Origin of the sequence: Micromonospora inaquosa (assembly GCF_003857055.1) — a bacterium.
Taxonomy (GTDB): domain Bacteria; phylum Actinomycetota; class Actinomycetes; order Mycobacteriales; family Micromonosporaceae; genus Micromonospora; species Micromonospora inaquosa.
Genome location: NZ_QGSZ01000278.1, coordinates 1 through 20,601 on the forward strand (window position 1 = coordinate 1; position 20,601 = coordinate 20,601).

Here is a 20,601-nt window from a genome sequence, read left to right on the forward strand (position 1 = left end):
GGCGGGAGCATGCTCTCGCGCTCGGGTTGGTGGCGGATGCGGGGGTTTCCGCGCTGATTGCGGCGCCGGGTAATCCGGGGATCGCCTCGGTGGCTGAGCTGCGGACGGTCGCTGCGACAGACCCGGCCGCGGTGGCGGCGTTGGCCGTGGAGACGGCGGCTGATCTGGTGGTGATCGGGCCCGAGGCGCCGCTGGTCGCCGGAGTCGCCGACGCGGTCCGGGCCAAGGGCATCGCCGTGTTCGGTCCGTCCGGCGCGGCCGCCCAACTGGAGGGCTCCAAGGCGTTCGCCAAGGACGTGATGACCGCCGCCGGCGTGCCGACCGCCCGGGCGTACGTCTGCACGGACGAGGAGAGCACCGCGCGGGCGCTGGACGAGTTCGGCGCACCGTACGTGGTGAAGGACGACGGGCTCGCCGCCGGCAAGGGCGTGGTGGTGACCGATGACCGGGCCGCCGCCCTGGCGCACGCCAACGAGTGTGGTCGGGTCGTGGTCGAGGAGTTCCTCGCCGGCCCGGAGGTCAGCCTTTTCGTGGTCACCGACGGCGAGGCGGCGCTGCCGCTGGTGCCGGCACAGGACTTCAAGCGGCTCGGCGACGGCGACACCGGGCCGAACACCGGTGGCATGGGCGCGTACGCACCGCTGCCCTGGGCGCCGGCCGGCCTGGTCGACGAGGTCATGCGCGACGTCGTGCACCCGACGTTGGCGGAGATGCGTCGCCGGGGCACGCCGTTCGCCGGTCTGCTCTACGTCGGGCTCGCGATCACGGCTGCCGGCCCCCGGGTGATCGAGTTCAACGCGCGTTTCGGTGACCCGGAGACCCAGGTGGTGCTGGCGCTGCTGGAGACACCGTTGGGTGGGTTGCTGCACGCGGCGGCCACCGGCACGTTGGCCGAGCACCCGCCGCTGCGCTGGCGGGACGGCAGCGCCGTGACCGTGGTGGTCGCCTCGGCGGGTTATCCGGCGGCACCGCGCACCGGTGACGTGATCACCGGGGCGGACGGTCCGGGCATCATCCACGCGGGCACCGCCCGCCGGGCCAGCGACGGCGCGTTGCTCTCCGCCGGCGGCCGGGTGCTCTGCGGTACGGCCACCGGCGCCGACCTGGCCGCCGCGCGGGATGCGGCGTACGCGCTGGTGAACGGGGTGGAGTTGGCCGGCTCGCAGCACCGCACCGACATCGCCGCCGCTGCCATCGACGGCCGGATCACGATTCCGAGCTGAGACCTGACAGCCCCCGGCCGTCCCTCCGCCGTTGGTCGGTGGCCGGGGTGCACGTGGTACCCGGCGGCTGGTCGAGGTCAGGTGCTAGGCGCGTACCGCCGCCGAGGGCTGCCCTGAGGGGGTCTTCCGGAGCAGCCAGCCGACCGGCGGGCTGACCAGCGGGCGCAGCGCCCACACCACCGGCCGGCTGGCGGTGATCCAGACCACCGCCACCACCACGGCGAGGAGTGCCAGCAGGGCCGGGATGCTGTCGACTCGGCTGTCGAGTGTGGACCACGCGAAGGCCAGCACGGCGAACCCGTGCAGCAGGTACGGGTACATGGAGTTGGCTCCCCAGCCCGTGAGGAACATCTGGCGGCGCGGTGCCAGCATCATGATCGCCCAGGTCATCGCCGCGGCGACGGCCATCAGTCCGAGCCGGATCAGGACGCCGTCGGTCAGGTCCACCCCGATGCGCTGGTAGGTGCTGTTCCAGTACAGCCAGAGGTTCGGCAGGCGCGAACCGACCAGGTAGGCGATCGGCACGGCAGCGATGAGCACGGTGGCCGCGGCGAGCCGCACCCGAGGGGACGGGCGGTACGCCAGCCTGCCGCGTCCGAGCCAGACGCCGAGGACGAAGAAGGGCAGCATGCCGGCCACCCGGTTCAATGCCAGGGGGTGGCTGAGGACGGTGGTTGTTCCGGCGAGAAGAGAGACCCCGATCGCGATCACGACCGCTCCGCGGAGCTGAGCGAACAGTGGGGTGAGCATCCGCCAGATGAGCAGGGCGGGCAGGAACCACAGATGGTAGACCGGGGTCAGGAACTGGTTGACCGTCCAGTTCATGGGTTGGTCCATGGCCGTGTAGAAGCCCATGTAGAGCAGTTGGAACACCACGTACGGAGCGATCAGGTCACGCACCAGCGACGCCGCCCGGCGCCCGGTGAGTTCGGTTGCCGAGAGCATTCCGGACAGCATGGCGAAGGCCGGCATGTGGCACAGGTAGACCAGCGTGTATATCGTTCGGCCGCCTGGTGAGGAGCCGACCGTCTGACCCACTGTGTGGCCGAGCACGACCAGGAGGATCAGCAGCCCTTTGACGTTGTCGATGTACGGGTTACGGGTGGCCGGCGGGACTGCGACGTCGCTGCTCTCGGGCCGCACCAGGGTTGTCACCCGGCAAGGCTGCCGGTGCATCGATAGTGGATCTAGTGGAGGTGAGAAGGATCACAGGCGCCTGGATCGACGGCGTTACCACCGGCCGAACCTGCGGTCCCACCAGGATCGGCGATCGCTCCCGGGCGGGCGGGCTGCCGGGACGTCCCGGCGGTCGGGTCAGCCGTAGTAGCGGCGCAGTTCGCGGCTGACCACCTTGCCGGTGGCGTTGCGGGGCAGGTACTTCACGAAGATCACGTCCCGGGGTACGGAGAACCGGGCCAGGAAGTGCCGGACGTATTCGCGGACCGCCTCGGGGTCGAGCGTCTCGCCGGGGTGCAGGGCGAGGAACGCGGAGAGGCGCTGGCCGTACTCGGGGTCGGGCACGCCGATCACTGCCGCTTCGCGGACCTGTGGCAGTTGCGCGAGCAGGTCCTCGACCTCGGACGGGAAGACGTTCTCGCCGCCGGAGACGATCATGTCGTCGGCCCGGCCGTCGACGAAGAGCAGACCGTCGACGGTGAGCCGGCCGAGGTCGCCGGTGTCGAGCAGGCCGTCGCGGGTTTCCCGGCTGGCACCGGAGGTGTAGCCCTCGAAGAGCATCTCGTTGCCGACGAAGATCCGCCCGACCTGTCCGTCCGGCACGGGTCGGCCGTCGTCGTCGAGCAACTCCAGCCGGGTGCCGTGCGGCGGACGACCAGCGGCGGTGGGTGCCTGACGCAGGTCCTGGGGGCCGGCGATGGAGGCCCAGGAGACCTCGGTGGATCCGTAGAGGTTGTAGAGGACGTCCCCGTAGACGTCCATGAACTTGGGGGCCAGCCCGCCGGGCAGGGCGGAGCCGCTGACCGCGACGACAGTGAGCGGAGGGCGTGACTCCGGCGGGGGCACCTCCAGCAGTCGCTGCACCATCACCGGTACGGCGAAGAGTGCGTCGCACCGGTGCGCGGTCAGGGCGGCGAGCGTGGCGGTCGGGTCGAAGCGGCGGTGCAGCACGATGGTGGCCCGCAGTGCCAGGCAGACCTGCAGGGCGGCGAACCCCCAGGTGTGGAAGATCGGCGCGGCGATCATCACCCGGTCCCGGGCGTGCAGGGGGATGCGGTCGATGATGGACACGAGCGGGCCGAAGCCGCTGGGCGTCGGCCGTCGAGCGCCCTTTGGTGTGCCGGTGGTGCCGGAGGTGAGCACGATGATCCGGCCGTCGCGTTCCGGCGGGTGCAGGTCACCTGGGAGTGCCCCGGCCACCAACTCCTCGCGGGCGCGTTCGTCGAGCCGGGGCAGTTCGGCGGGGAGGCCGAGGACGCGTTCGGCGAACTCGTCGTCGTGCACGAGGAGCCGTAGCCGCTGTTCCTCGGCGACGGTGCCCAGTTGGGCGGCGCTGAGCCCGGTGTTGACCAGCACGGCGTCGACGCCGAGCAGGGTGGCGGCGACGATGGTCTCGATCAGCCCGTGGTGGTTGCGGCAGAGCACGCCGATCCGGTCGCCGGGCTGTACGCCGAGCCCGGCCCGCATCGAGCGGGCCATCCGTTCGGCCCGGTCGAGCAGGTCGTGGTAGGTCAGCTCGACGCCGTTCTCATCGATGACGGCTGGACGGCCGGGGTCTCGGGCGGCTGCCTGGCGTAGCTCGCCTGCCAGGCTCCATCCCCACGTCCGCAACGCGTTGAGCTGCGAGGCGACCCGGATCGGGCTGCCAGGGGTGAGCAACCCGCGACGGGTCAGCGTGGCGACGATGAACGGCAGGTCCATGCCGCAGACCTCCTTGGGGTGGTGCGCGGACGGGGGGCAGCGCTCTGCCCCCGTCCATCAGGGCTTCTTTCCTTGATCATGCACTGGGCGCGGCTTGAAGGCCCAGTTGGCGTGGGCGTGGGGTGACGAAGACGGCACAGATCGTGGAGTCCGGGCCGCCGCCGGCCCGACCGGCGCGACGGCGGTCGGGTCGATGGCGGTCAGCGGATCTGCATCCCGGAGATCGCCCGGGAGATCACCAGTCGTTGGATCTCCGAGGTGCCCTCGAAGATGGTGTAGATCTTGGCGTCCCGGTACCAGCGTTCGACCGGGTGGTCACGCAGGAAGCCGGCCCCGCCGAGCAGTTGCACTGCCTTCTCGGTGACCGAGACCGCCACCTCGCCGGCCTTGAGCTTGGACATCGACCCCTCACCTGCGGTGAACGGGCGGTTGTTGCGGCCCATCCACGAGGCCCGCCAGACCAGCAGCCGCGCCGCGTCGATCTCCATCCGCATGTCGGCCAGCGCGAACGCGACCGCCTGGTTCTCGATGATCGGGCGTCCGAACTGGACGCGATCCTTCGCGTAGTCCAGCGCGTACTCGTAGGCGGCGCGGGCCACGCCGAGCGCCTGGGCGCCGACAGTGGGTCGGGACAGCTCGAAGGTGCGCATCGCGGCCTGTCCGGTGGCCCGTTGCCCGGAGCGGGCGCGGGCCAACCGCTCGTCGAGGGCGTCCTTGCCGCCGAGCAGGCAGCGGCCGGGTACGCGTACCCCGTCGAGGAAGACATCGGCGGTGTGGGACGCGCGGAGGCCGAGTTTGCGCAGCTTACGGGTGGCGGCCAGGCCGGGGGTGCCGGGCGGCACGACGAACGCCGCCTGGCCGCGGGAGCCGAGCGCGGGGTCGACGGAGGCGGTGACCACGTGCACTCCGGCGATGCCGCCGTTGGTGGCGTACGCCTTCTGGCCGTTGAGCACCCACTCGTCGGTGGCCTCGTCGTAGACGGCCCGGGTGCGCATCGCGCCGACGTCGGAGCCGGCTTCCGGCTCGCTGGTGCAGAACGCGGCGACGGCCGGCGAGTCGACGTCGCCGAAGCACTGCGGCACCCACTCGACCATCTGGTCGGGGGTGCCGGCGCCGTAGATGGCGGCGACGGCGAGCGAGGTGCCGAAGATGCTCAGGCCGATGCCGGCGTCACCCCAGAAGAGTTCCTCGCTGGCTATCGGCAGGGAGAGCCCGGTCGGGTCGGCCCAGCAGGTGGCGAGGAACTCGAAGCCGTAGAGACCGACCTTGGCGGCTTCCTGGATCACCGGCCACGGGGTGTCCTCGCGTTCGTCCCACTCGGCGGCGGCTGGGCGCACGACCTCGGCGGCGAAGCCGTGCACCCAGTCGCGTAGATCCCGCTGTTCCTCGTTCAGGTCGAGCGAGAACTCAGCCATGTCAGGCCTTGGGGATGTCGAACAGGTTGGCGATGTTGGCGGCGAGGCCGAGGTCGCCCTTCGCCTTCAACTTGCCGGTCATGAACATCATGACCGGGTTGGCGCCACCGGAGACGATCTTCAGGAACTCGACGGGGCCCATGGTGAGGCTCAGCTTCGGGTCGTGCTGCGGGGTCTCGTTCACGACGCACGTGCCGTCGGCGATGACCACCTCGTAGGTGTCGCTGCCGCCGTCGGGCCGCCCGGTGATGACCCAGTGGATGACCGCGTTGGTGGTACCGGCCCGGTCGGCGCGGAACAGCGACGGCATCCGGCCGAACACCTCGCCCAGGACCTTGTCGCGCAGGTCGCCGGACATCACCTGAGCGATCTTGTCGTCCGGGGTGGACTTGACCAGCTGGGCGAACTCCTTGGGGCCGACGTTGGCGAAGGTGGCCGGGTCGAAGTCAGTCATCAGGTGCGCCTTCCGGAAGATTTGGCTACTCGCGCGTAACCTTACGCACGAGTAGGTATGCTCGCAAGGTGTCCACCGTCCCCGCCTTCAAGCGGCTGCCACGCGCCGTCCGCGAGCAGCAGATGCTCGACGCGGCCGTCAAGGTCTTCTCCCGACGCGGCTTCCACGCCGCCAGCATGGACGAGATCGCGGAGGACGCCGGCATCTCCAAACCCATGGTGTACGCGTACCTGGGCACGAAGGAGGAACTCTTCGTCGCCTGCCTGCACCGGGAGGGCACCCGGATGATGCAGGCCATCGCCGGGGCGGCGGCCCCTGACCTGCCGGCCGACGAGCGGCTCTGGCGCGGGCTGAAGGCGTTCTTCGGCTTCGTGGGCGCCTACCGGGACGGCTGGGCGGTGCTCTACCGGCAGGCCCGGGGCGAGCAGCCGTTCGCCGGCGAGTTGGCCACCATGCGGGCCCGGCTGGTCGAGGTGGTCGCCGGGATGCTCGACCACGCGCTGCGCGCCGAGGGCCGCGAGATCGCCGCCCTCGACCTGGAGGTCGTCGCGTACGCCCTGGTCGGCGCGACCGAGTCGCTGGCCGACTGGCTGGCGGACCATCCGGACGCCGACCCGGAGAAGACGGCCACCCGGATGATGAACGTGGCCTGGCTCGGTGCCGCCCAACTTCTGCACGGCGTCACCTGGCATCCGCCGGCCGACTGACGGCACCGGCGGAAACAGCGTCGCCGCCCGGCTCACCGGCCCGCGCCGCACCGCGCCGATGCCCGCGGAGCCAACGAACCACCTCGACGAGAACCGTCACCGTCAGGGCGAGGCCCAGACCGAGCAGGAGACCACGCAGCGGGTCCTGCTCGAAGGCCAGCCCGCCCAGATAGCCGACCAGCGCCGAGTAGAGCCCCCACGAGCCGGCGGCGAGCGCGTCGAAGGCCAGGAAGCGTCGGCGCGGATAGTGCACCGCGCCCATGGTGAGGGTGACCGCGGTCCGGCCGCCCGGCACGTAGCGGGCCACTGTGAGGATCAGCCCACCGCGCGTCGCGATTCCCCGCCGGGCCCAGTCGATGGCGGCCCGGCGTCGGCCGTCGGGCGGCAGCCGTTCGAGCAGCCGCGCGCCACCGACCCGCCCGATGGTGTACGAGACGTGGTCGCCGACCAGTGCCCCGGCGGCAGCCACCAGGACCACCGCCGGCAGATACGGCGCGCCGGAGGCTGCGAAGACTCCTGCGGTGATCACCGCCGTCTCGCTCGGCACCACCGGGAAGAAGCCGTCGAGCACCGCGATCGCGAAGATCGCCAGGTACACCCAGGGCGAGGACATCGTCTGGTGCAGCAGGTCGAGTAGATCCATGATCCTGATGCTGGTGTGGGCAGCGGTTCCCGCCATCGCCCAGAGGTCAGACGGGCACCAATACTTAGGTCGCATCCGGCCCGGACGGCGGGTAGGGGTCTTCCCCCAGCTCACCCGGGTCCGGCGGCGCGGGGCGAGCCGATCCGACCGTGGAGCCCTACGCTCGCTGCGTGGCCTCCAGCGCCGTCGCCCTGCGGCGAGTCGTCCAACGGTACGGTCCGCTGCTGCTCGCCCTGACGGTCGCTGCGGCGGTCTGGGCCAGCGCGACAGGTGACATCGGAGTCCGCTCGCCGCTCCCGGGCGCCGTCCCACTGGTACTCGCGCTGCTCTCCGGCTGGGCTGCCGCCATGCTCCGGACCCGCCGCTGGCCGTTGTTCCTGGCCGCGGCGGTCGGCTGGCTGGTGCTCGCCGCCGCGGCGGCCGGCGTGGTCGCCTCGTACCAGGCGGGTCTGCGGCTGCGTGGTCGGCGGCTCGCCGGCTTCCTCGCCGGAGCGGCCGCGGTGCTGGCCGGCGGGGTGCTGATCGGGCTGGAGGTGGGCGGCGTACGTCGCATGACCACCGCAGCCAGCGGCAACGTGCTGATGCTCGCCGTTTGTCTGGTCGGACTTCCGCTGGTCCTCGGCCTCTGGGTGCGGGCCCGGAGGGACACTCTCGCCGCCCTGCGGGACCGGGCCGAGCGGTTGGAACGTGAGCAGGAGGCCCGCGCCGACCGGGTCCGGGCCGAGGAGCGGACCCGGATCGCCCGGGAAATGCACGACGTGGTGGCGCACCGGGTCTCGCTGATGGTGGTGCAGGCCGGGGCGCTGGAGGTGACCGCGGTGGACCCGGCGACCGTCGAGGCCGCCGCGCTGATCCGCACGACCGGCCGGCAGGCCCTCACCGACCTGCGCGAGGTGCTGGGCGTGCTGCGACAGGCCGGCTCGACCGTGGTGCCGGAGCACGGGCTCGACGCGCTGGACGAGTTGATCGGGGAGTCCCGTACCGCCGGGCTGCGGGTGTGCCGGCGGGACGAGGGCGTCGCGTCGGCGCTACCGGCGACGGTGGGGCGTACCGCGTACCGGGTGGTCCGGGAGGCGTTGACCAACGTGCGCAAGCATGCGGGCGACGCCGAGACGGTCGTCTGCCTGCGCTACCTGCCCGATGGGCTGGAGGTGCTGGTCCGGAACGGGCCATCGAAGGGTGGGGCGGCGCTGCCCGGTGCCGGGCAGGGGCTGCTCGGGCTGCGGGAGCGGGTGGAGCTGCTCGGCGGACGGCTGGAGGCGACGCCAGTGGACGGCGGCTTCCTGGTCCGGGCCCTGATCCCGGTGGCGGGTGTGGCGTGATCCGGGTGGTGGTGGTCGACGACGAGCAACTGGTCCGCGCCGGGTTGCGGCTGATCCTGGAGGCGGCGGAGGACATCACTGTCGTCGGTGAGGCGGCGGACGGCGTCGGCGCGCTGGAGCAGGCCCACCGGTTACGTCCCGACGTGGTGCTGCTCGACGTGCGGATGCCGGGCGTCGACGGATTGACCGCCGCGCCGCAGGTGATCGCCGCCGGCGCGAAGGTGATCATGTTGACCACGTTCGACCTCGACGAGTACGTGCACCAGGCGCTCCGGGTCGGGGCGGTCGGCTTCCTGCTCAAGGACACCCCGCCCCGTGACCTGGCCGCCGCTGTTCGCACCGTGGCCGCCGGGAACGCCATGCTCGCCCCGACGGTCACCCGACGCTTGATCGACTCATTCGCCGAGCGTGGTCCGGCCCGCCGGGACGCGGCCCGCGAACGGCTCGCACCGCTCACCATCCGGGAGCTGGAGATCGTGCGGGAGGTGGCGCGCGGGCACGGCAACGCGGATATCGCCCGGCGGTTGACGATGAGCGAGTCCACCGTGAAGGCGCATGTCAGCCGGGCGCTGGCGAAGCTCCACGTGGGCAACCGGGTGCAGTTGGCCATCCTGGTGTACGACGCCGACCTGCTGTGACGTGCCGACCGGCCGATCCGGCCCGGTCAGTGGCGGGCGGCGGCGCGGTGCGCCCGGTGCCGCAGAAACCGGACGCCCTCGATGCCCAGCGTGACGATCACCGAGAGGCCGATCCCGGCAAGGACGCCCTTGACGGGGTGGCGCTCGAAGGCCAACCCACCGAAGTAGCCGAGCAACCCGCAGTACAGGGCCCAGGTGACCGCCGCGATCGCGTCGTAGAGCAGGAACGATCGACGGGGATACCGCACCGCGCCCATGGTGAGGGTGACCGCGGTCCGGCCGCCGGGCAGGTAGCGGGAGGTGGCCAGGATCAGCCCGCCCCGCCGGGCCAGCGCGCGACGCGCCCACTCGGAGCTGGCCCGTCGGCGGCTGCCGTCGGGGAACCCGGCGAGCCGGTTCGCCCCGCCACCGCGCCCGATGGCGTACGACACGTGGTCGCCGGCGCAGGCGCCCACCGCGGCGGCGGCGACGACCGCCGCCAGGTTGGGGCTTCCACTGGTGGAGAGCACCGCGGCGGTGATGACTGCCGCCTCGCCGGGTACGGCCGGGAAGAACGCGTCGACCGCTGTGAGCCCGAAGATCAGCAGGTACACCCATGGCGAGGTGACCAACTGTCGGAGCAGGTCGAGCGCGGAATCCATGCCCTCATGCTCGCTGGGTCCGACCCGCCCGGTGGGCTAGTCGGCGGATCACCCTCGCCGGGTCGTGAGCGTCAGGCCGAGCGGACCAGGGCCGGTGGGGCGAGCAGCGGGCCGTGCGTCCTCTTGTCGTCGGCGGTGGGGCCGTGCGAGGTCAGCACCACCGGTGTGTCCAGCTCGGCGCGTACCGCCTCGGCCCAGTCGGTTGGCGGTTCGTCGTACACCGGGCGGGAGCGCAGCAGGCGGTCGGTGAGGGCGGCCTGCCGGTCCAGGTCGCCGGGCGGGCCGGGGGTGAGCGGGTCGGTGGTGTCGTAGCGGCGGCAGATCCGCAGGTCGGGGCCGGCGAGGTCGAGGTGGGTCAGTGCCAGTCCGTCGACCCCGCCGGCCGCGGCGAGCGCGTACCGGTGGGCGACCGCGTCGAAGTGGCCGAACCGGAACCGGCCCTGCCACGGGTTCGTCGGGTTGTGCGGGTCGGCGAATGGCAGTGCCGGGTCCTCGGTCACCAGCGGGCCGGGTCCGTGCCGGGTGGTGACCACCCGGAGCACCCCGATCCGGGTCACGTCGCCGGGCCGGCCCGCCTCGGCGAGCAGACTGTCGACGTTGGCGAACGTGGTGGTGCTCCAGGTGGTGTACGGATGGAAGCCGTGCCACTCGTCGAGCAGCACCCCCTGCGCGCCCTCGAAGACGCAGGTCCCGGTGCGCAGCGCCCCGGCGAGCCAACTGCCGTCGACGATGGCGACCCGCCCGGCGAACCCGGTGAACGCGGGCAGGCAGTCCTCGATCGGTGGCGCGTCCAGCGGGCCCAGCTCGGCGGTCAGCCGGTCCCGCAGGGCGGTCAGCCTGCGGCGCAGCAAGGCCGGTTGGTGGCAGTCGGCGACCCGGGGCGCGTCGTCGGGGTGGGCGAGACCGTACGCGACGGCCTCACCCACCCCCAGCCCGCAGGAGCCGTGCCGGTCGGCTCCCCGGGCGATCTCGCGGGCCCGATTGGCGGCCCGGTGGTACGGGGTGGCGAGCAGCGCGCCGCCGTCGACGGTCAGCCGGTCGAGCGCGTCGGGCACCCCGACGGTGGCGAGATGGTCGGCCTCGGCGGCCAGCGCCAGCGGGTCCACCACCACGTGCCGGGACAGGTGGGTACGCACACCGGGGTGGAAGGTGCCCGCCCCGAACTGCGCGAAGGTGTGGTGCCGCCCGTCGCGCAGCACGACGTTGTGTGCCGCCTGCGCGCCCCCGTTGAAGCGGACCACCGTGTGCACGGGACGGGTGGCGCAGAGCCAGTCCACCACCGTGCCCTTGCCGGCGTCGCCGTAGCCGAGGTCGACCACCGCCACGTGCCTCACAGCCGGGTCACCCCGCTGGCGGTGTCGCGGAACGCCGGCAGCGCCGACACCTCGGCCCGCCGCCCCCGGCCGAGGCGGGCCAGCGCCTTCGACACGGTGCCGGTGGCCCTGGAGCCGGCGCGGTCCAGGTGACGCAGGCCCTCGTCCAGGTCGATGGCCTGTTCGCCGAGGCCGATGGTGAGTGCGATGGTCTCGCAGACCGCGTCGAGGTCGTCGAGCACGACGGCGTTCTGCCCGAGCAGGTCCCGCCAGAAGTCGAGCACCTTGGCGTTGCCGGCGTAGTGGCTGCCGGCGGGGAGCAGGTAGTAGGTGTCCCAGCGGCGGGTCACCTCGTCGACGACCTGCCGCAACGGCACGTCCTCGGAGAGGTTGTCGCCGATCAGGCGGGCCACCTCCCGGGTCTTCACCTGCGGGTACGCCAGTTCGTCGCCGATGATGAACAGGTACCCGCGCCGGCCGCGCTTCTCCCAGTTGTCGGTGACGGTGTGCCGGGCCATGAAGTACATGGCCAACTCGTACGACTCGCTCATCTGCCCGCCGCCACCGCCTTCGAGCACGATCCGGCCGAGGTCGTCGTCCATCCGGTTGTCCGACTCGAACTGGCCGACCTGCAACGGCACCCGGTCGCAGGTGGCGTCGCCGATCGCGCCGAACATGATCTGCGGGTCGCTGGCGTAGCCCTGCCGTTGCAGCAGCCCGAGCAACTGCGGCAGCTTGGTCTGCAGGACCCGTGGCACCGTGCGCATCGAACCGGTCACGTCGAAGAGCACCGCGACGGGGGTGGACTGCGGGTGCTCGTCGGAGTCGCGGCTCTCGCGCATCGCGTCGCGCGGGTCGAGCGCGGCGTGCACGGTGCGCGCACCGCTGTCGCTGTAGGAGAAGGCGCTCTTGCCGGTGGACCGGCGGTAGCGGTCGGCGGCGTCGTACACGTCGGTGGACCAGATTCCACTACCCATGACAGCTCCTTTAGGGGGTGAGGGTGAAGGGGCGGAAGGTGCGTGGCCCATAGAGCCGGTCCAGCACCTGGTCGAGTTCGCGCAACAGACGCCAGGCGTCGTCGGGCCGGGCGGACAGGGACCGCTGCCGGCAGCCCTGCGCGAAGGTGTGCAGCTCGCGGGGTGCGCGCGGGCCCATCAGCCAGCTCATGCAGCGGCTGGCCATCGCGATGTCGGTGCCCGGACCGCACTGTTGCTTCCGCAGGACCTCGGTCGGGTACCAGTCCTGGTGGTCGGGCACCATCGCCGGGATCGTCGTGCCGACGGGGGCGGAGAAACACCAGTCGATCAGCACCACGCCGTGGGCGTCCGGCTCGATCAGCACGTGTCGCGGCAGGACCGCGCCGTGCACCAGGCCCGCCCGGTGGGCCAGGCCGAGCACCACCAGCAGCCGCCGCCACATCCAGGCCACGTCCCGGGCGTCCAGCCCGTCCGGGTACGCGCGCCGCACCTCGTCGAGGTTGTGCAGGCCGGGTGCTGTGGCGAGCACGTTGATCCGCCGTTCCGCGCCGGTCGAGGTGTCGCGGTGCGGGAATTCGTCGACGAGCCGGGGCACGTACGGCAGGTAGCGCGGGTCGCCGCGCTCGGCGATGGTGCGCAGGGCGTGCGCCTCGCGAGCCATCAGGTCGTTGTCGGTGGGCTGTCGGGGGAGCTTGAGCAGCCGATCGTCGCCGACGTCGTAGAGGTCGGCCAGGTCGCCGGAGTGCGCCAGCGCGCCGAGTCGGTAGTCGCCGAGGACGGTGACCCGCTGGGCCCGCCACCGGGTGGTGACGTGGATGAAGGCTCTGGTGGCTTCGGCGCGTACCGCCGGGTCGGTCGGCAGGCGGTCGGGGTGCAGGGCCGTGACCAGCTCGCGGTACCGGCGGGCCGGGTGGTCGGCGCCGAACAGGTCGGTGTCGGTGCGGGCGGCCGCGACCAGGCGGATGGCCTCCGCGGTCCTCACCGCACCGTCTCCTCGCGGGCGGGGCGTAGCAGCGCCGGGTGCAGCAGCCGGGCGTCGCCGGCCCGGTAGAGCCGGGCGCGGGGGCCGCCTCTGGCCCCACCGCGCTCGGTGCTGGCGCCCGTGCTCTCCACGAAGCCCGGCACGGAGAGCACCTTGCGGTGGAAGTTGCCGGCGTGCAGCGGGTGCCCCCAGACGGTCTCGTAGACGGCGCGCAGCTCGCTGATGGTGAACTCGGCGGCGAGGAAGCGGGTGGCGAGCGGGGTGTATTCCAGCTTGGAGCGGGCCCGTTCCAGCGCGTCGTCGATGATCCGGCCGTGGTCGAAGGCGAGCTGTCGGCTGGTCAACGCGGTCACCGGCAGCCAGATCGCCTCGTCGGCGTCGCTGCCGGCGGCCGGATCCGGCAGGTCGGGGGCGAACGCGAGGTGGGCGATCGAGACGACCCGCATCCGCGGGTCACGCTCGGGAGCGCCGTAGCTGCCCAACTGCTCCAGGTGTACGCGGCGCAGCGCTTCGCCGCCGAGCCCGGTCTCCTCGGCCAGCTCCCGTCGGGCGCCGGCGGTCAGGTCCTCGTCGGGGCGGACGAAGCCCCCGGGCAGCGCCCAGTGCCCGGCGAAGGGTGCCTCGCCGCGCCGGATCAGCAGCAGGTGCAGCGCGTCGTCGCGGATGGTCAGCGCCACGACGTCGACGGTCACGGCGACCGACGGGTAGGCCCGGGGGTCGTACGCGGCCAGGAACTCCTGCTCGTTCATCGCGTCTCTCTCATTCTGAGAATATCTCTCTGTGAGAACAACCTAGCGCATGGAGGCGCCGCTGCCAAGAGGGGCCCGTCAGCGCACGGGACGGGTGGGTGCGCTCAGCGCAGGTGGCCCGCCAGGTGTGGTCGGCCCTGCGAGTCGTGCAGCGTGAACCCGCCGCCCGGCAGGAGCGCGAAGCTCACAGTGCTCGGCAGCGGCACGGGCAGCTTGAAGGCGACCTCGACGGTGTACGCGTCGGGCAGTCGGGCCTCCAGCGCGGCCAGGCAGCGCGCCTTGCTCCACATGCCGTGCGCGATCGGCCGGCGGAAACCGAACAGCCGCGCGCCGAGTCGGGAGGTGTGGATGGGGTTGTGGTCGCCGGAGACCCGCGCGTACTCAGTACCGACGCGTGGTTCCACCCGCCACCGAGCGGTGGCCGTCGGCGCGGCGCGACGCTCGCCCCGGTCGCGTCCGCCGGGCTTGCCCTCCCGACCGAGGTACGTCGAGACACCGCGCCACACCTCCTCCCCGTCGACCGAGCCGACCAGCACCACGTCCACCTGCCGCCCCCGGTCGTGTGGGCGCAGGTTCTCCGCGTACGCGGAGAAGTCGAGGGCCTCGTCGGCGTTGATCGGGCGGTGCACGGTGATCCGGTTGCCGACGTGCACCAGGCCGAGCAGCGGAATGGGGAAGTCCGGCGCGGTCATCAGGCGCAGGGCCAGCGGGAAGCCCATGACGTGCGGAAACGTCGCGGGCAGTCGATCGCTGAGGCGGAACCCGCACACCCGGTCGTAGTCGGCCAACTGCGCCCGGTCGACGGTCACCCCGCCCACTCTCAGCTCGACCGCCGGCAGGTCGGGCCCGCGCCGCCCGCCGCCGAGGCCCGGTAGCGAGCCGAGCAACGCCCGTCGGTGCAGCGCCCCCGCCGCCGGCATCCGAGCCAGCTCGACAGGGGTACGGCTGCCCGATCCCGGCTGCCCGCCCATCACGCCCCCAGCAGGCTCTGCCCGCACACGCGGACCACGTTTCCGCTGACCGCGCCGCTGGCCGGCCAGGCCAGCCAACCGATCGTCTCGGCCACGTCCACCGGCAACCCACCCTGGGCCAGGCTGTTCATCCGCCGGCCCGCCTCGCGGACCACCAGCGGGATGCGCGCGGTCAGACGGGTCTCGATGAAGCCGGGGGCCACCGCGTTGACGCTGATCCCCCGTTCCCGCAGGGTCGGGGCGAGCGAGTCGACCAACCCGATCACGCCGGCCTTGCTGGTGGCGTAGTTGGTCTGCCCCCGGTTGCCGGCGATCCCGGCGATCGAGGAGACCGAGATGATGCGCCCGCCGGCCGGAATCAGCTCCCGTTGCAGCAGCACGTCGTTGATCCGCTCCTGGCTGGAGAGGTTGACGTCGATGACCTGATCCCACCGGTCGGCGTCCATCCGGCCGAGCGTCTTGTCCCGGGTGATGCCGGCGTTGTGCACCACCACGTCGACCCGGCCGTGCCGGCCGGCCAGGTGCTCGGCGAGTCGGGTCGGCGCGTCCGGCGCGGTCAGGTCGAGTTGGACGGCGGTGCCGCCGATGTCGTTCGCCACCGCGGCGAGCGCGTCGCCGGCCGCCGGGATGTCCAGGGCCACCACCTTCGCGCCGTCGCGGGCCAGCACCTTGGCCAGCGCCGCGCCGATGCCCCGCGCGGCGCCGGTGACCAGGACGACCTGGCCGTCCAGCGGGCGGTCCCAGTCGGCCGGGGCGCTCGCCGCGCCGCCGCCGACCCGGATGACCTGCCCCGACACGTACGCGGACCGGCCGGACAGCAGAAACCGGATTGTCGATTCGAGGCTCGTGCGGGTGCCGGCGGCGCTGGCGTCGCGGGTCACGTAGACGAGCTGGGCGGTGGTGCCCCGGCCGAACTCCTTGCCGATGCTGCGGACCAGCCCTTCCAGGGCGCGCTGGGCGGTCGCCTCTCGGGGAGTCGGGCACTCCTGCGGTGGGGTGCCCAGCACGATCACCCGGCCGCTGGGCAGCACGGCCCGGGCCTGCGGGTGGAAGAAGTCGTAGAGCTGGCGCAGCTCGGTCGAGTCGGTGACGCCGGTGGCGTCGAAGAGCAGCGCGCCGTACCGCTGCGGGGTGTCGCCGGACGCGGTGGCGGCCGGCTCGGCCAGCTCGACCCCGGCGGCGGTCAGGATCTTGGCAAGCGGCTCGGCGAGCCGGCCGCCGGTGGCCGCGCCGAGCAGGGCCGGCCCGGGCAGCAGCGGGTCGCCGGGGTGGTGCCGGCGCAGTCGGGGCGGGTCGGGCAGCCCGAGGCGCTTGACCAGCGCGCGGCCGGCGGCCGATTGGACGAAGCTCGCGTACCTGTCGGTCATGGGCGTAGCCTACTGGCGAGTAGGGTTCGAGCAACACATGTCGAGGAGGCGGATCGTGCAGAGCATCCGGCGGGTCGCGGTCATCGGGGGCAACCGCATCCCCTTCGCCCGTTCCAACTCCCGCTACGCGGACGCGTCGAACGCGGACCTGCTCGGCGCGGCGCTCGACGGGCTGATCGCCCGCTACGGGCTGGCCGGGCAGCGCGTCGGTGAGGTGGTCACCGGGGCGGTGCTCAAGCACTCCCGCGACTTCAACCTCACCCGCGAGGTGGTCCTCGGCTCCCGGCTCGACCCGCACACCCCGGCGTACGACATCCAGCAGGCGTGCGGCACCGGCCTGGAGGCGACGATCCTGGTCGCCAACAAGATCGCCCTCGGCCAGCTCGACGTGGGCATCGCCGGCGGTGTCGACACCACCTCCGACGCCCCGCTCGCCGTCAACGAGGAGATGCGCCGCACGCTGCTCAAGCTCAACTCGGCCCGTACGCTGGGCGAACGGCTCAAGATCGCGGCGAAGCTGCGCCCACTCCAGCCGTTCAAGCCGGAGATCCCGCGCAACGCCGAGCCGCGTACCGGCCTGTCCATGGGCGACCACGCCGCCCGCACCGCCCTGCGCTGGCAGATCGACCGGCGATCCCAGGACGAGCTGGCGCTGCGCTCACACCAGCGGCTCGCCGCCGCGTACGACAGGGGTTTCTTCGACGACCTGATGACGCCGTACCTGGGGCTCACCCGCGATGCGAACCTGCGTCCGGACAGCAGCCTGGACAAGCTCGGTTCGCTGAAGCCGGTCTTCGGCACCCGCGGCCCGGACGCCGAGCACGCCACCATGACCGCCGGCAACTCGTCGCCACTCACCGATGGCGCGTCCACCGTGCTGCTGGCCAGCGAGGAGTGGGCGGCGGCGCACCAACTCCCCGTCCTGGCCTGGTTCAGCTGGTCGGAGACGGCGGCGGTGGACTTCGTGCACGGCGACGAAGGGCTGCTGATGGCACCCGCGTACGCCGTGCCCCGGATGCTGGCCCGCGCCGGGCTGACGTTGCAGGACTTCGACTACTACGAGATCCACGAGGCGTTCGCGTCGCAGGTGCTGGCCACCCTCGCCGCCTGGGAGTCGCCGGAGTTCTGCAAGGACCGGCTCGGCCTGGACGCGCCGCTGGGCGCGATCGACACCGACCGGCTCAACGTCAACGGCTCGTCGTTGGCCGCCGGGCATCCGTTCGCCGCCACCGGTGGGCGGATCGTGGCGACCCTGGCCAAGCTGCTGGCCGAGCGCGGCAGCGGACGCGGACTGATCTCCATCTGTGCCGCCGGTGGTCAGGGCGTGACCGCCATCCTGGAGCGCTGAACGCGGGAGCGTCCCTTATCGGGATGCCTGCCGGCGGGCGTTAACGGACCGTTCAGGAGCTGGTCCGCTGGCGGTGGGTTTGCCACGCGATGGTGATCCTCGCCGCGCTCTCGGCGCGGGAACTGATCACTCCTGCGTGCGGAACGGGGCGTGTCACCATGGAGTCGGCCCTCACCCGGACGACCACCCTCTCGGTGGTCATCCCGATGTTCAATGAGACCGCTGTCATCCCAGCGCTGGTCGCCCGGCTCCGGCCGGTGCTCGACGCGCTCGCCGTCGACTACGAGGTGGTCGCCGTCGACGACGGCAGCCGGGACGACACCGTGTCGGTGCTCTTCGACCACGGCCGGGACTGGCCGCAACTGCGGGTGCTCCGGCTGCGACGCAACAGCGGCCACCAGGCGGCGTTGACCGCCGGCCTGCACCGGGCCGTCGGCCAGTGGGTGGTCAGCCTCGACGCCGACCTCCAGGACCCGCCGGAGACCATCGCCGAGATGCTCCGGGTGGCCCGCGAGGACGGTGTGGACGTCGTCTACGGCGTTCGCGCCGACCGCAGCACCGACACGGTCTTCAAGCGCAACACCGCCCGCGGCTACTACTGGGCGATGCGCCGGCTCGTCGGCGTCGACCTGCCCGCGCAGGCCGGCGACTTCCGGTTGCTCAGCCGGGACGTGATCGAGGTCCTGCGCCGGTTGCCCGAACGTGCCCCGGTCTACCGGCTGCTGGTGCCGTCGCTCGGTTTCCCCAGCGCCGAGGTGCGCTACGACCGGGAGGCCCGCGCCGCCGGCGAGACGAAGTATCCGCTGCGCCGGATGGTGGCCCTGGCCTGGGAGAGCACGGCGAACTTCTCCGCCGCGCCACTACGCCTGGCCACCTGGCTGGGGATGTCCAGCTTCCTGCTCTGCGTCGCGCTGATCGTGTTCGGCATGATCGTTCACGTCTCCGGCACCACCATCCCCGGCTGGACGTCGATGTTCGTCGCGGTGCTGCTGCTCAGTGGGGTGCAGTTGGTCTGCCTCGGCCTGTTGGGCGAGTACGTCGGCCGGATCTACGCCACAGTGCAGAACCGGCCCGCGTTCCACATCGGATTCGACTCCCTCGACGAGTTGCCGGGCACCGGGCCGGCAGCGCCGGGCCGGTTCGAGGTCGACTCGCGTACGTCGGACTTCGGATCGGTGGTCGGCGTCCGTGGCTGACACCGGGTTGGCCGAGCGGGTCGACGTCCAGGCCCCGGCGTCGCGTCGGAACGTTCTCGGGTCGGTCCTCAGCACGCTCCCGTGGGTGCTGGTGATCGCCGCGCTGCTCGTGGTCTGGTCCCGTGGCAGCGTGCCCGCCTCGGATCTCGCGCGGTTCGGCGCGTACTGGGTCCTCGCGTTGGTGCTCCCCGGGACCCTGGTGCACCGCGCGCTGCGCGGCAGTAGGGGCAACCTCCCGGAGGACCTCGGCTACGGCGCGGCGACCGGTCTGCTGTTGGAGATCATCGCTTGGGCGTTGGCCGCGGCGACCGGTCAGCAGTCTCTGCTGCGGTGGTGGTCGCTGCCCGTCCTCGTCGCGTTCGCCGCCGTCCCCGGGCTGCGCCGACACTGGCGGGTCGGCGAGCGCCGTCCGCTGCCGCTGGCCTGGCACTGGGGGATGGGCGCGGTGCTGCTGACCGTGCTGGCCTGGGGATACACCCAGTGGCGGATGGTCCCGCTGCCGCCGGCGTACGGCGGCTACTACCAGGACGTGCTCTACCACCTGGGTCTGGTGCAGGAGCTGACCCGGGCGATGCCGTTCGAGTTGCCGCACGTCGCCGGTGAGGCGCTTCGCTACCACTACCTGTCCGACGCGCACATCGCCAGCGGCAGCATGATCACCGGTATTTCGCCGGCGGTGGTGCTGCTGCGGCTCTGGCTGGTGCCGGTGATCGGTACGGCGGTGCTGCTCGCGGCCGGGCTCGCCCGTGACCTGAGTGGGGCCGTCTGGGCCGGCCCGGTGGCCGCCCTCGCCGCCTTCACCGGAACCACTGTCACGCTCGGCTCGCCGGTCGGCGCGTCCGGCGAGATGCCGCTGTCGTACGCCAGCCCCTCCCAGACGTACGCGCTGGTGCCGTTGCTGCTGCTCGCCGGGCTCGTCGTCGACGTGGCCCGGGGTCGTTCCCTCGGCGCGGCCTGGCCGCTGATCCCGGTGCTCGGGTTGGTCTGTGCCGGTGCGAAGTCCAGCGCGTTGCCGCCGCTGATCGCCGGCCTGGCTCTCACCGCCGTCGTGTTCTGGTGGCGCAAGCGGCAGGTCCCGCGACCCGCCGTGGTGGCGCTGGCCTGCCTGGTAGCGGCGATGGCGCTCGGTTTCCGGCTGTTCGCCGGTGGCGGTGCGGGCACGTTGCGCGTGCAGGCGTTGGCGTTGCTGCACTTCATCGCCCCGTACGCCGAGACCCTCGGAACGGGTGACGGAATCTGGCCGAGTGCGCCGCTGCCGCCGGGCATCAACGACGGTGGTGTTCTGGGCTGGCTGCTGGCGTTCGCCGTGGTCGCCTGGTGGGTGCTGGGTCAGGCACCCCGCTGGGTGGGCATGAGCCTGCTCCTCGACAGTGGGCACCGGACCGACCCGGCCGTCTGGCTGCTCGCCGGCACGGTCCTGGCCGGGGCGGGCGCCACCTGGGTGTTCCAGCACCCGTCGATCAGTCAGATCTACTTCTGGATGGGGGTCATCCCGGTCGGTGTCGTGCTGACCACCTGGTCCCTCGCCCAGGCCCGAGCGCCCTGGCCGGTGCTGGTGGTGCCCGCCGTGGCCGGCGCGCTGGCGGGGCTCGCCACGGCCGGCACGGTGGTGGGCTTCGCCGTACCGAGGATCAGCCGTCCCGGCACCCCCACCACCTCGACCGTCGAGGGTTGGCTGCGGGTGCTGGGTCTCTCGGCGGCCCGGTACGTGCTGTTCGTGGCGGTGGCCGCCGCGCTCGCCGTCGGGGTGGCCGCCCTGTGGCGGCGCCGCGTCCCGG

At 72.4% G+C, this 20,601-nt stretch carries 19 protein-coding genes; 7 read left to right on the top strand and 12 right to left on the bottom strand.

Going from position 1 to position 20,601, the window contains the following annotated elements; translation table 11 throughout:
• Positions 1 to 1,223 (top strand): phosphoribosylamine--glycine ligase (gene purD / locus DLJ59_RS25745; RefSeq protein ID WP_124775330.1); only part of this gene is annotated, 1,223 nt, incomplete at its 5' end.
• Between the two features lie 84 nt (positions 1,224 to 1,307).
• Here the strand turns inward: purD and DLJ59_RS25750 are convergent.
• From DLJ59_RS25750 to DLJ59_RS25765, 4 genes are all read right to left on the bottom strand, one after another.
• Positions 1,308 to 2,378, bottom strand: a complete 1,071-nt coding sequence (locus tag DLJ59_RS25750) for an acyltransferase family protein (RefSeq protein ID WP_158630910.1) — start codon at positions 2,376 to 2,378, stop codon at positions 1,308 to 1,310.
• 159 nt (positions 2,379 to 2,537) lie between these two features.
• Entirely contained in the window at positions 2,538 to 4,100 is a 1,563-nt protein-coding gene (locus tag DLJ59_RS25755; protein ID WP_124775334.1) for an AMP-binding protein, read from the bottom strand.
• 200 nt (positions 4,101 to 4,300) lie between these two features.
• Positions 4,301 to 5,515, bottom strand: coding sequence for an acyl-CoA dehydrogenase family protein (locus DLJ59_RS25760; protein WP_124775336.1), 1,215 nt, complete (start codon positions 5,513 to 5,515; stop codon positions 4,301 to 4,303).
• Between the two features lies 1 nt (position 5,516).
• Positions 5,517 to 5,969 (bottom strand): SCP2 sterol-binding domain-containing protein, encoded by a 453-nt coding sequence (locus DLJ59_RS25765; protein ID WP_124775338.1) that lies wholly within the window; start codon positions 5,967 to 5,969, stop codon positions 5,517 to 5,519.
• Positions 5,970 to 6,037: 68 nt separating this feature from the next.
• Between DLJ59_RS25765 and DLJ59_RS25770 the strand changes: the two genes are divergently transcribed.
• On the top strand, positions 6,038 to 6,676 hold the full coding sequence (locus DLJ59_RS25770; protein WP_124775340.1) for a TetR/AcrR family transcriptional regulator: 639 nt from the start codon (positions 6,038 to 6,040) through the stop codon (positions 6,674 to 6,676).
• Here DLJ59_RS25770 and DLJ59_RS25775 read toward each other — a convergent pair.
• Positions 6,651 to 7,322: a DedA family protein gene (locus tag DLJ59_RS25775; RefSeq protein WP_124775366.1), complete on the bottom strand. Its 672-nt coding sequence runs from the start codon at positions 7,320 to 7,322 to the stop codon at positions 6,651 to 6,653. The two genes, DLJ59_RS25770 and DLJ59_RS25775, sit on opposite strands and share 26 nt — an antisense overlap.
• Positions 7,323 to 7,489: 167 nt before the next feature.
• Between DLJ59_RS25775 and DLJ59_RS25780 the strand changes: the two genes are divergently transcribed.
• Positions 7,490 to 8,641 (top strand): sensor histidine kinase, encoded by a 1,152-nt coding sequence (locus tag DLJ59_RS25780; RefSeq protein WP_124775342.1) that lies wholly within the window; start codon positions 7,490 to 7,492, stop codon positions 8,639 to 8,641.
• Positions 8,638 to 9,279, top strand: a complete 642-nt coding sequence (locus DLJ59_RS25785) for a response regulator (RefSeq protein ID WP_124775344.1) — start codon at positions 8,638 to 8,640, stop codon at positions 9,277 to 9,279. Before DLJ59_RS25780 ends, DLJ59_RS25785 begins: the two co-directional genes overlap by 4 nt.
• Before the next feature lie 26 nt (positions 9,280 to 9,305).
• Here the strand turns inward: DLJ59_RS25785 and DLJ59_RS25790 are convergent, their stop codons facing one another.
• From DLJ59_RS25790 to DLJ59_RS25820, 7 genes are all read right to left on the bottom strand, one after another.
• A complete protein-coding gene (locus DLJ59_RS25790) occupies positions 9,306 to 9,920 on the bottom strand; it encodes a DedA family protein (RefSeq protein WP_124775346.1) in 615 nt (204 codons plus the stop codon).
• A gap of 71 nt (positions 9,921 to 9,991) precedes the next feature.
• Positions 9,992 to 11,254, bottom strand: coding sequence for an adenylosuccinate synthetase (locus tag DLJ59_RS25795; RefSeq protein WP_124775348.1), 1,263 nt, complete (start codon positions 11,252 to 11,254; stop codon positions 9,992 to 9,994).
• A complete protein-coding gene (locus tag DLJ59_RS25800) occupies positions 11,251 to 12,210 on the bottom strand; it encodes a hypothetical protein (protein ID WP_124775350.1) in 960 nt (319 codons plus the stop codon). The genes DLJ59_RS25795 and DLJ59_RS25800 overlap by 4 nt, the downstream gene beginning before the upstream one ends.
• 10 nt (positions 12,211 to 12,220) lie before the next feature.
• Positions 12,221 to 13,192 (bottom strand): BUD32 family EKC/KEOPS complex subunit, encoded by a 972-nt coding sequence (locus DLJ59_RS25805; protein ID WP_124775352.1) that lies wholly within the window; start codon positions 13,190 to 13,192, stop codon positions 12,221 to 12,223.
• Entirely contained in the window at positions 13,189 to 13,941 is a 753-nt protein-coding gene (locus DLJ59_RS25810; protein ID WP_124775354.1) for an NUDIX hydrolase, read from the bottom strand. The genes DLJ59_RS25805 and DLJ59_RS25810 overlap by 4 nt, the downstream gene beginning before the upstream one ends.
• Before the next feature lie 104 nt (positions 13,942 to 14,045).
• On the bottom strand, positions 14,046 to 14,912 hold the full coding sequence (locus DLJ59_RS25815; RefSeq protein WP_425271460.1) for a MaoC/PaaZ C-terminal domain-containing protein: 867 nt from the start codon (positions 14,910 to 14,912) through the stop codon (positions 14,046 to 14,048).
• Positions 14,912 to 16,279, bottom strand: coding sequence for a 3-oxoacyl-ACP reductase (locus tag DLJ59_RS25820; protein ID WP_124775358.1), 1,368 nt, complete (start codon positions 16,277 to 16,279; stop codon positions 14,912 to 14,914). The genes DLJ59_RS25815 and DLJ59_RS25820 overlap by 1 nt, the downstream gene beginning before the upstream one ends.
• Positions 16,280 to 16,334: 55 nt before the next feature.
• On the opposite strand from DLJ59_RS25820, the gene DLJ59_RS25825 reads away from it, so the two are divergent.
• The 3 genes from DLJ59_RS25825 to DLJ59_RS25835 form a co-directional block, all read left to right on the top strand.
• Entirely contained in the window at positions 16,335 to 17,627 is a 1,293-nt protein-coding gene (locus DLJ59_RS25825; RefSeq protein WP_124775360.1) for an acetyl-CoA C-acetyltransferase, read from the top strand.
• Between the two features lie 158 nt (positions 17,628 to 17,785).
• Positions 17,786 to 18,823: a glycosyltransferase family 2 protein gene (locus tag DLJ59_RS25830; protein WP_124775362.1), complete on the top strand. Its 1,038-nt coding sequence runs from the start codon at positions 17,786 to 17,788 to the stop codon at positions 18,821 to 18,823.
• A partial coding sequence (locus tag DLJ59_RS25835) for a hypothetical protein (protein WP_124775364.1) occupies positions 18,816 to 20,601 on the top strand: 1,786 nt, incomplete at its 3' end. The genes DLJ59_RS25830 and DLJ59_RS25835, both read left to right, overlap by 8 nt.

What these genes read in the sequence shown, in the direction of transcription:
- DLJ59_RS25755 (WP_124775334.1), bottom strand. Translation starts at nt 4,100, where the DNA reads ATGGACCTGCCGTTCATCGTCGCCACGCTGACCCGTCGCGGGTTGCTC.
- DLJ59_RS25760 (WP_124775336.1), bottom strand. Translation starts at nt 5,515, where the DNA reads ATGGCTGAGTTCTCGCTCGACCTGAACGAGGAACAGCGGGATCTACGC.
- DLJ59_RS25765 (WP_124775338.1), bottom strand. Translation starts at nt 5,969, where the DNA reads ATGACTGACTTCGACCCGGCCACCTTCGCCAACGTCGGCCCCAAGGAG.
- DLJ59_RS25790 (WP_124775346.1), bottom strand. Translation starts at nt 9,920, where the DNA reads ATGGATTCCGCGCTCGACCTGCTCCGACAGTTGGTCACCTCGCCATGG.
- DLJ59_RS25800 (WP_124775350.1), bottom strand. Translation starts at nt 12,210, where the DNA reads ATGGGTAGTGGAATCTGGTCCACCGACGTGTACGACGCCGCCGACCGC.
- DLJ59_RS25810 (WP_124775354.1), bottom strand. Translation starts at nt 13,941, where the DNA reads ATGAACGAGCAGGAGTTCCTGGCCGCGTACGACCCCCGGGCCTACCCG.
- DLJ59_RS25815 (WP_425271460.1), bottom strand. Translation starts at nt 14,912, where the DNA reads ATGGGCGGGCAGCCGGGATCGGGCAGCCGTACCCCTGTCGAGCTGGCT.
- DLJ59_RS25820 (WP_124775358.1), bottom strand. Translation starts at nt 16,279, where the DNA reads ATGACCGACAGGTACGCGAGCTTCGTCCAATCGGCCGCCGGCCGCGCG.
- DLJ59_RS25830 (WP_124775362.1), top strand. Translation starts at nt 17,786, where the DNA reads ATGGAGTCGGCCCTCACCCGGACGACCACCCTCTCGGTGGTCATCCCG.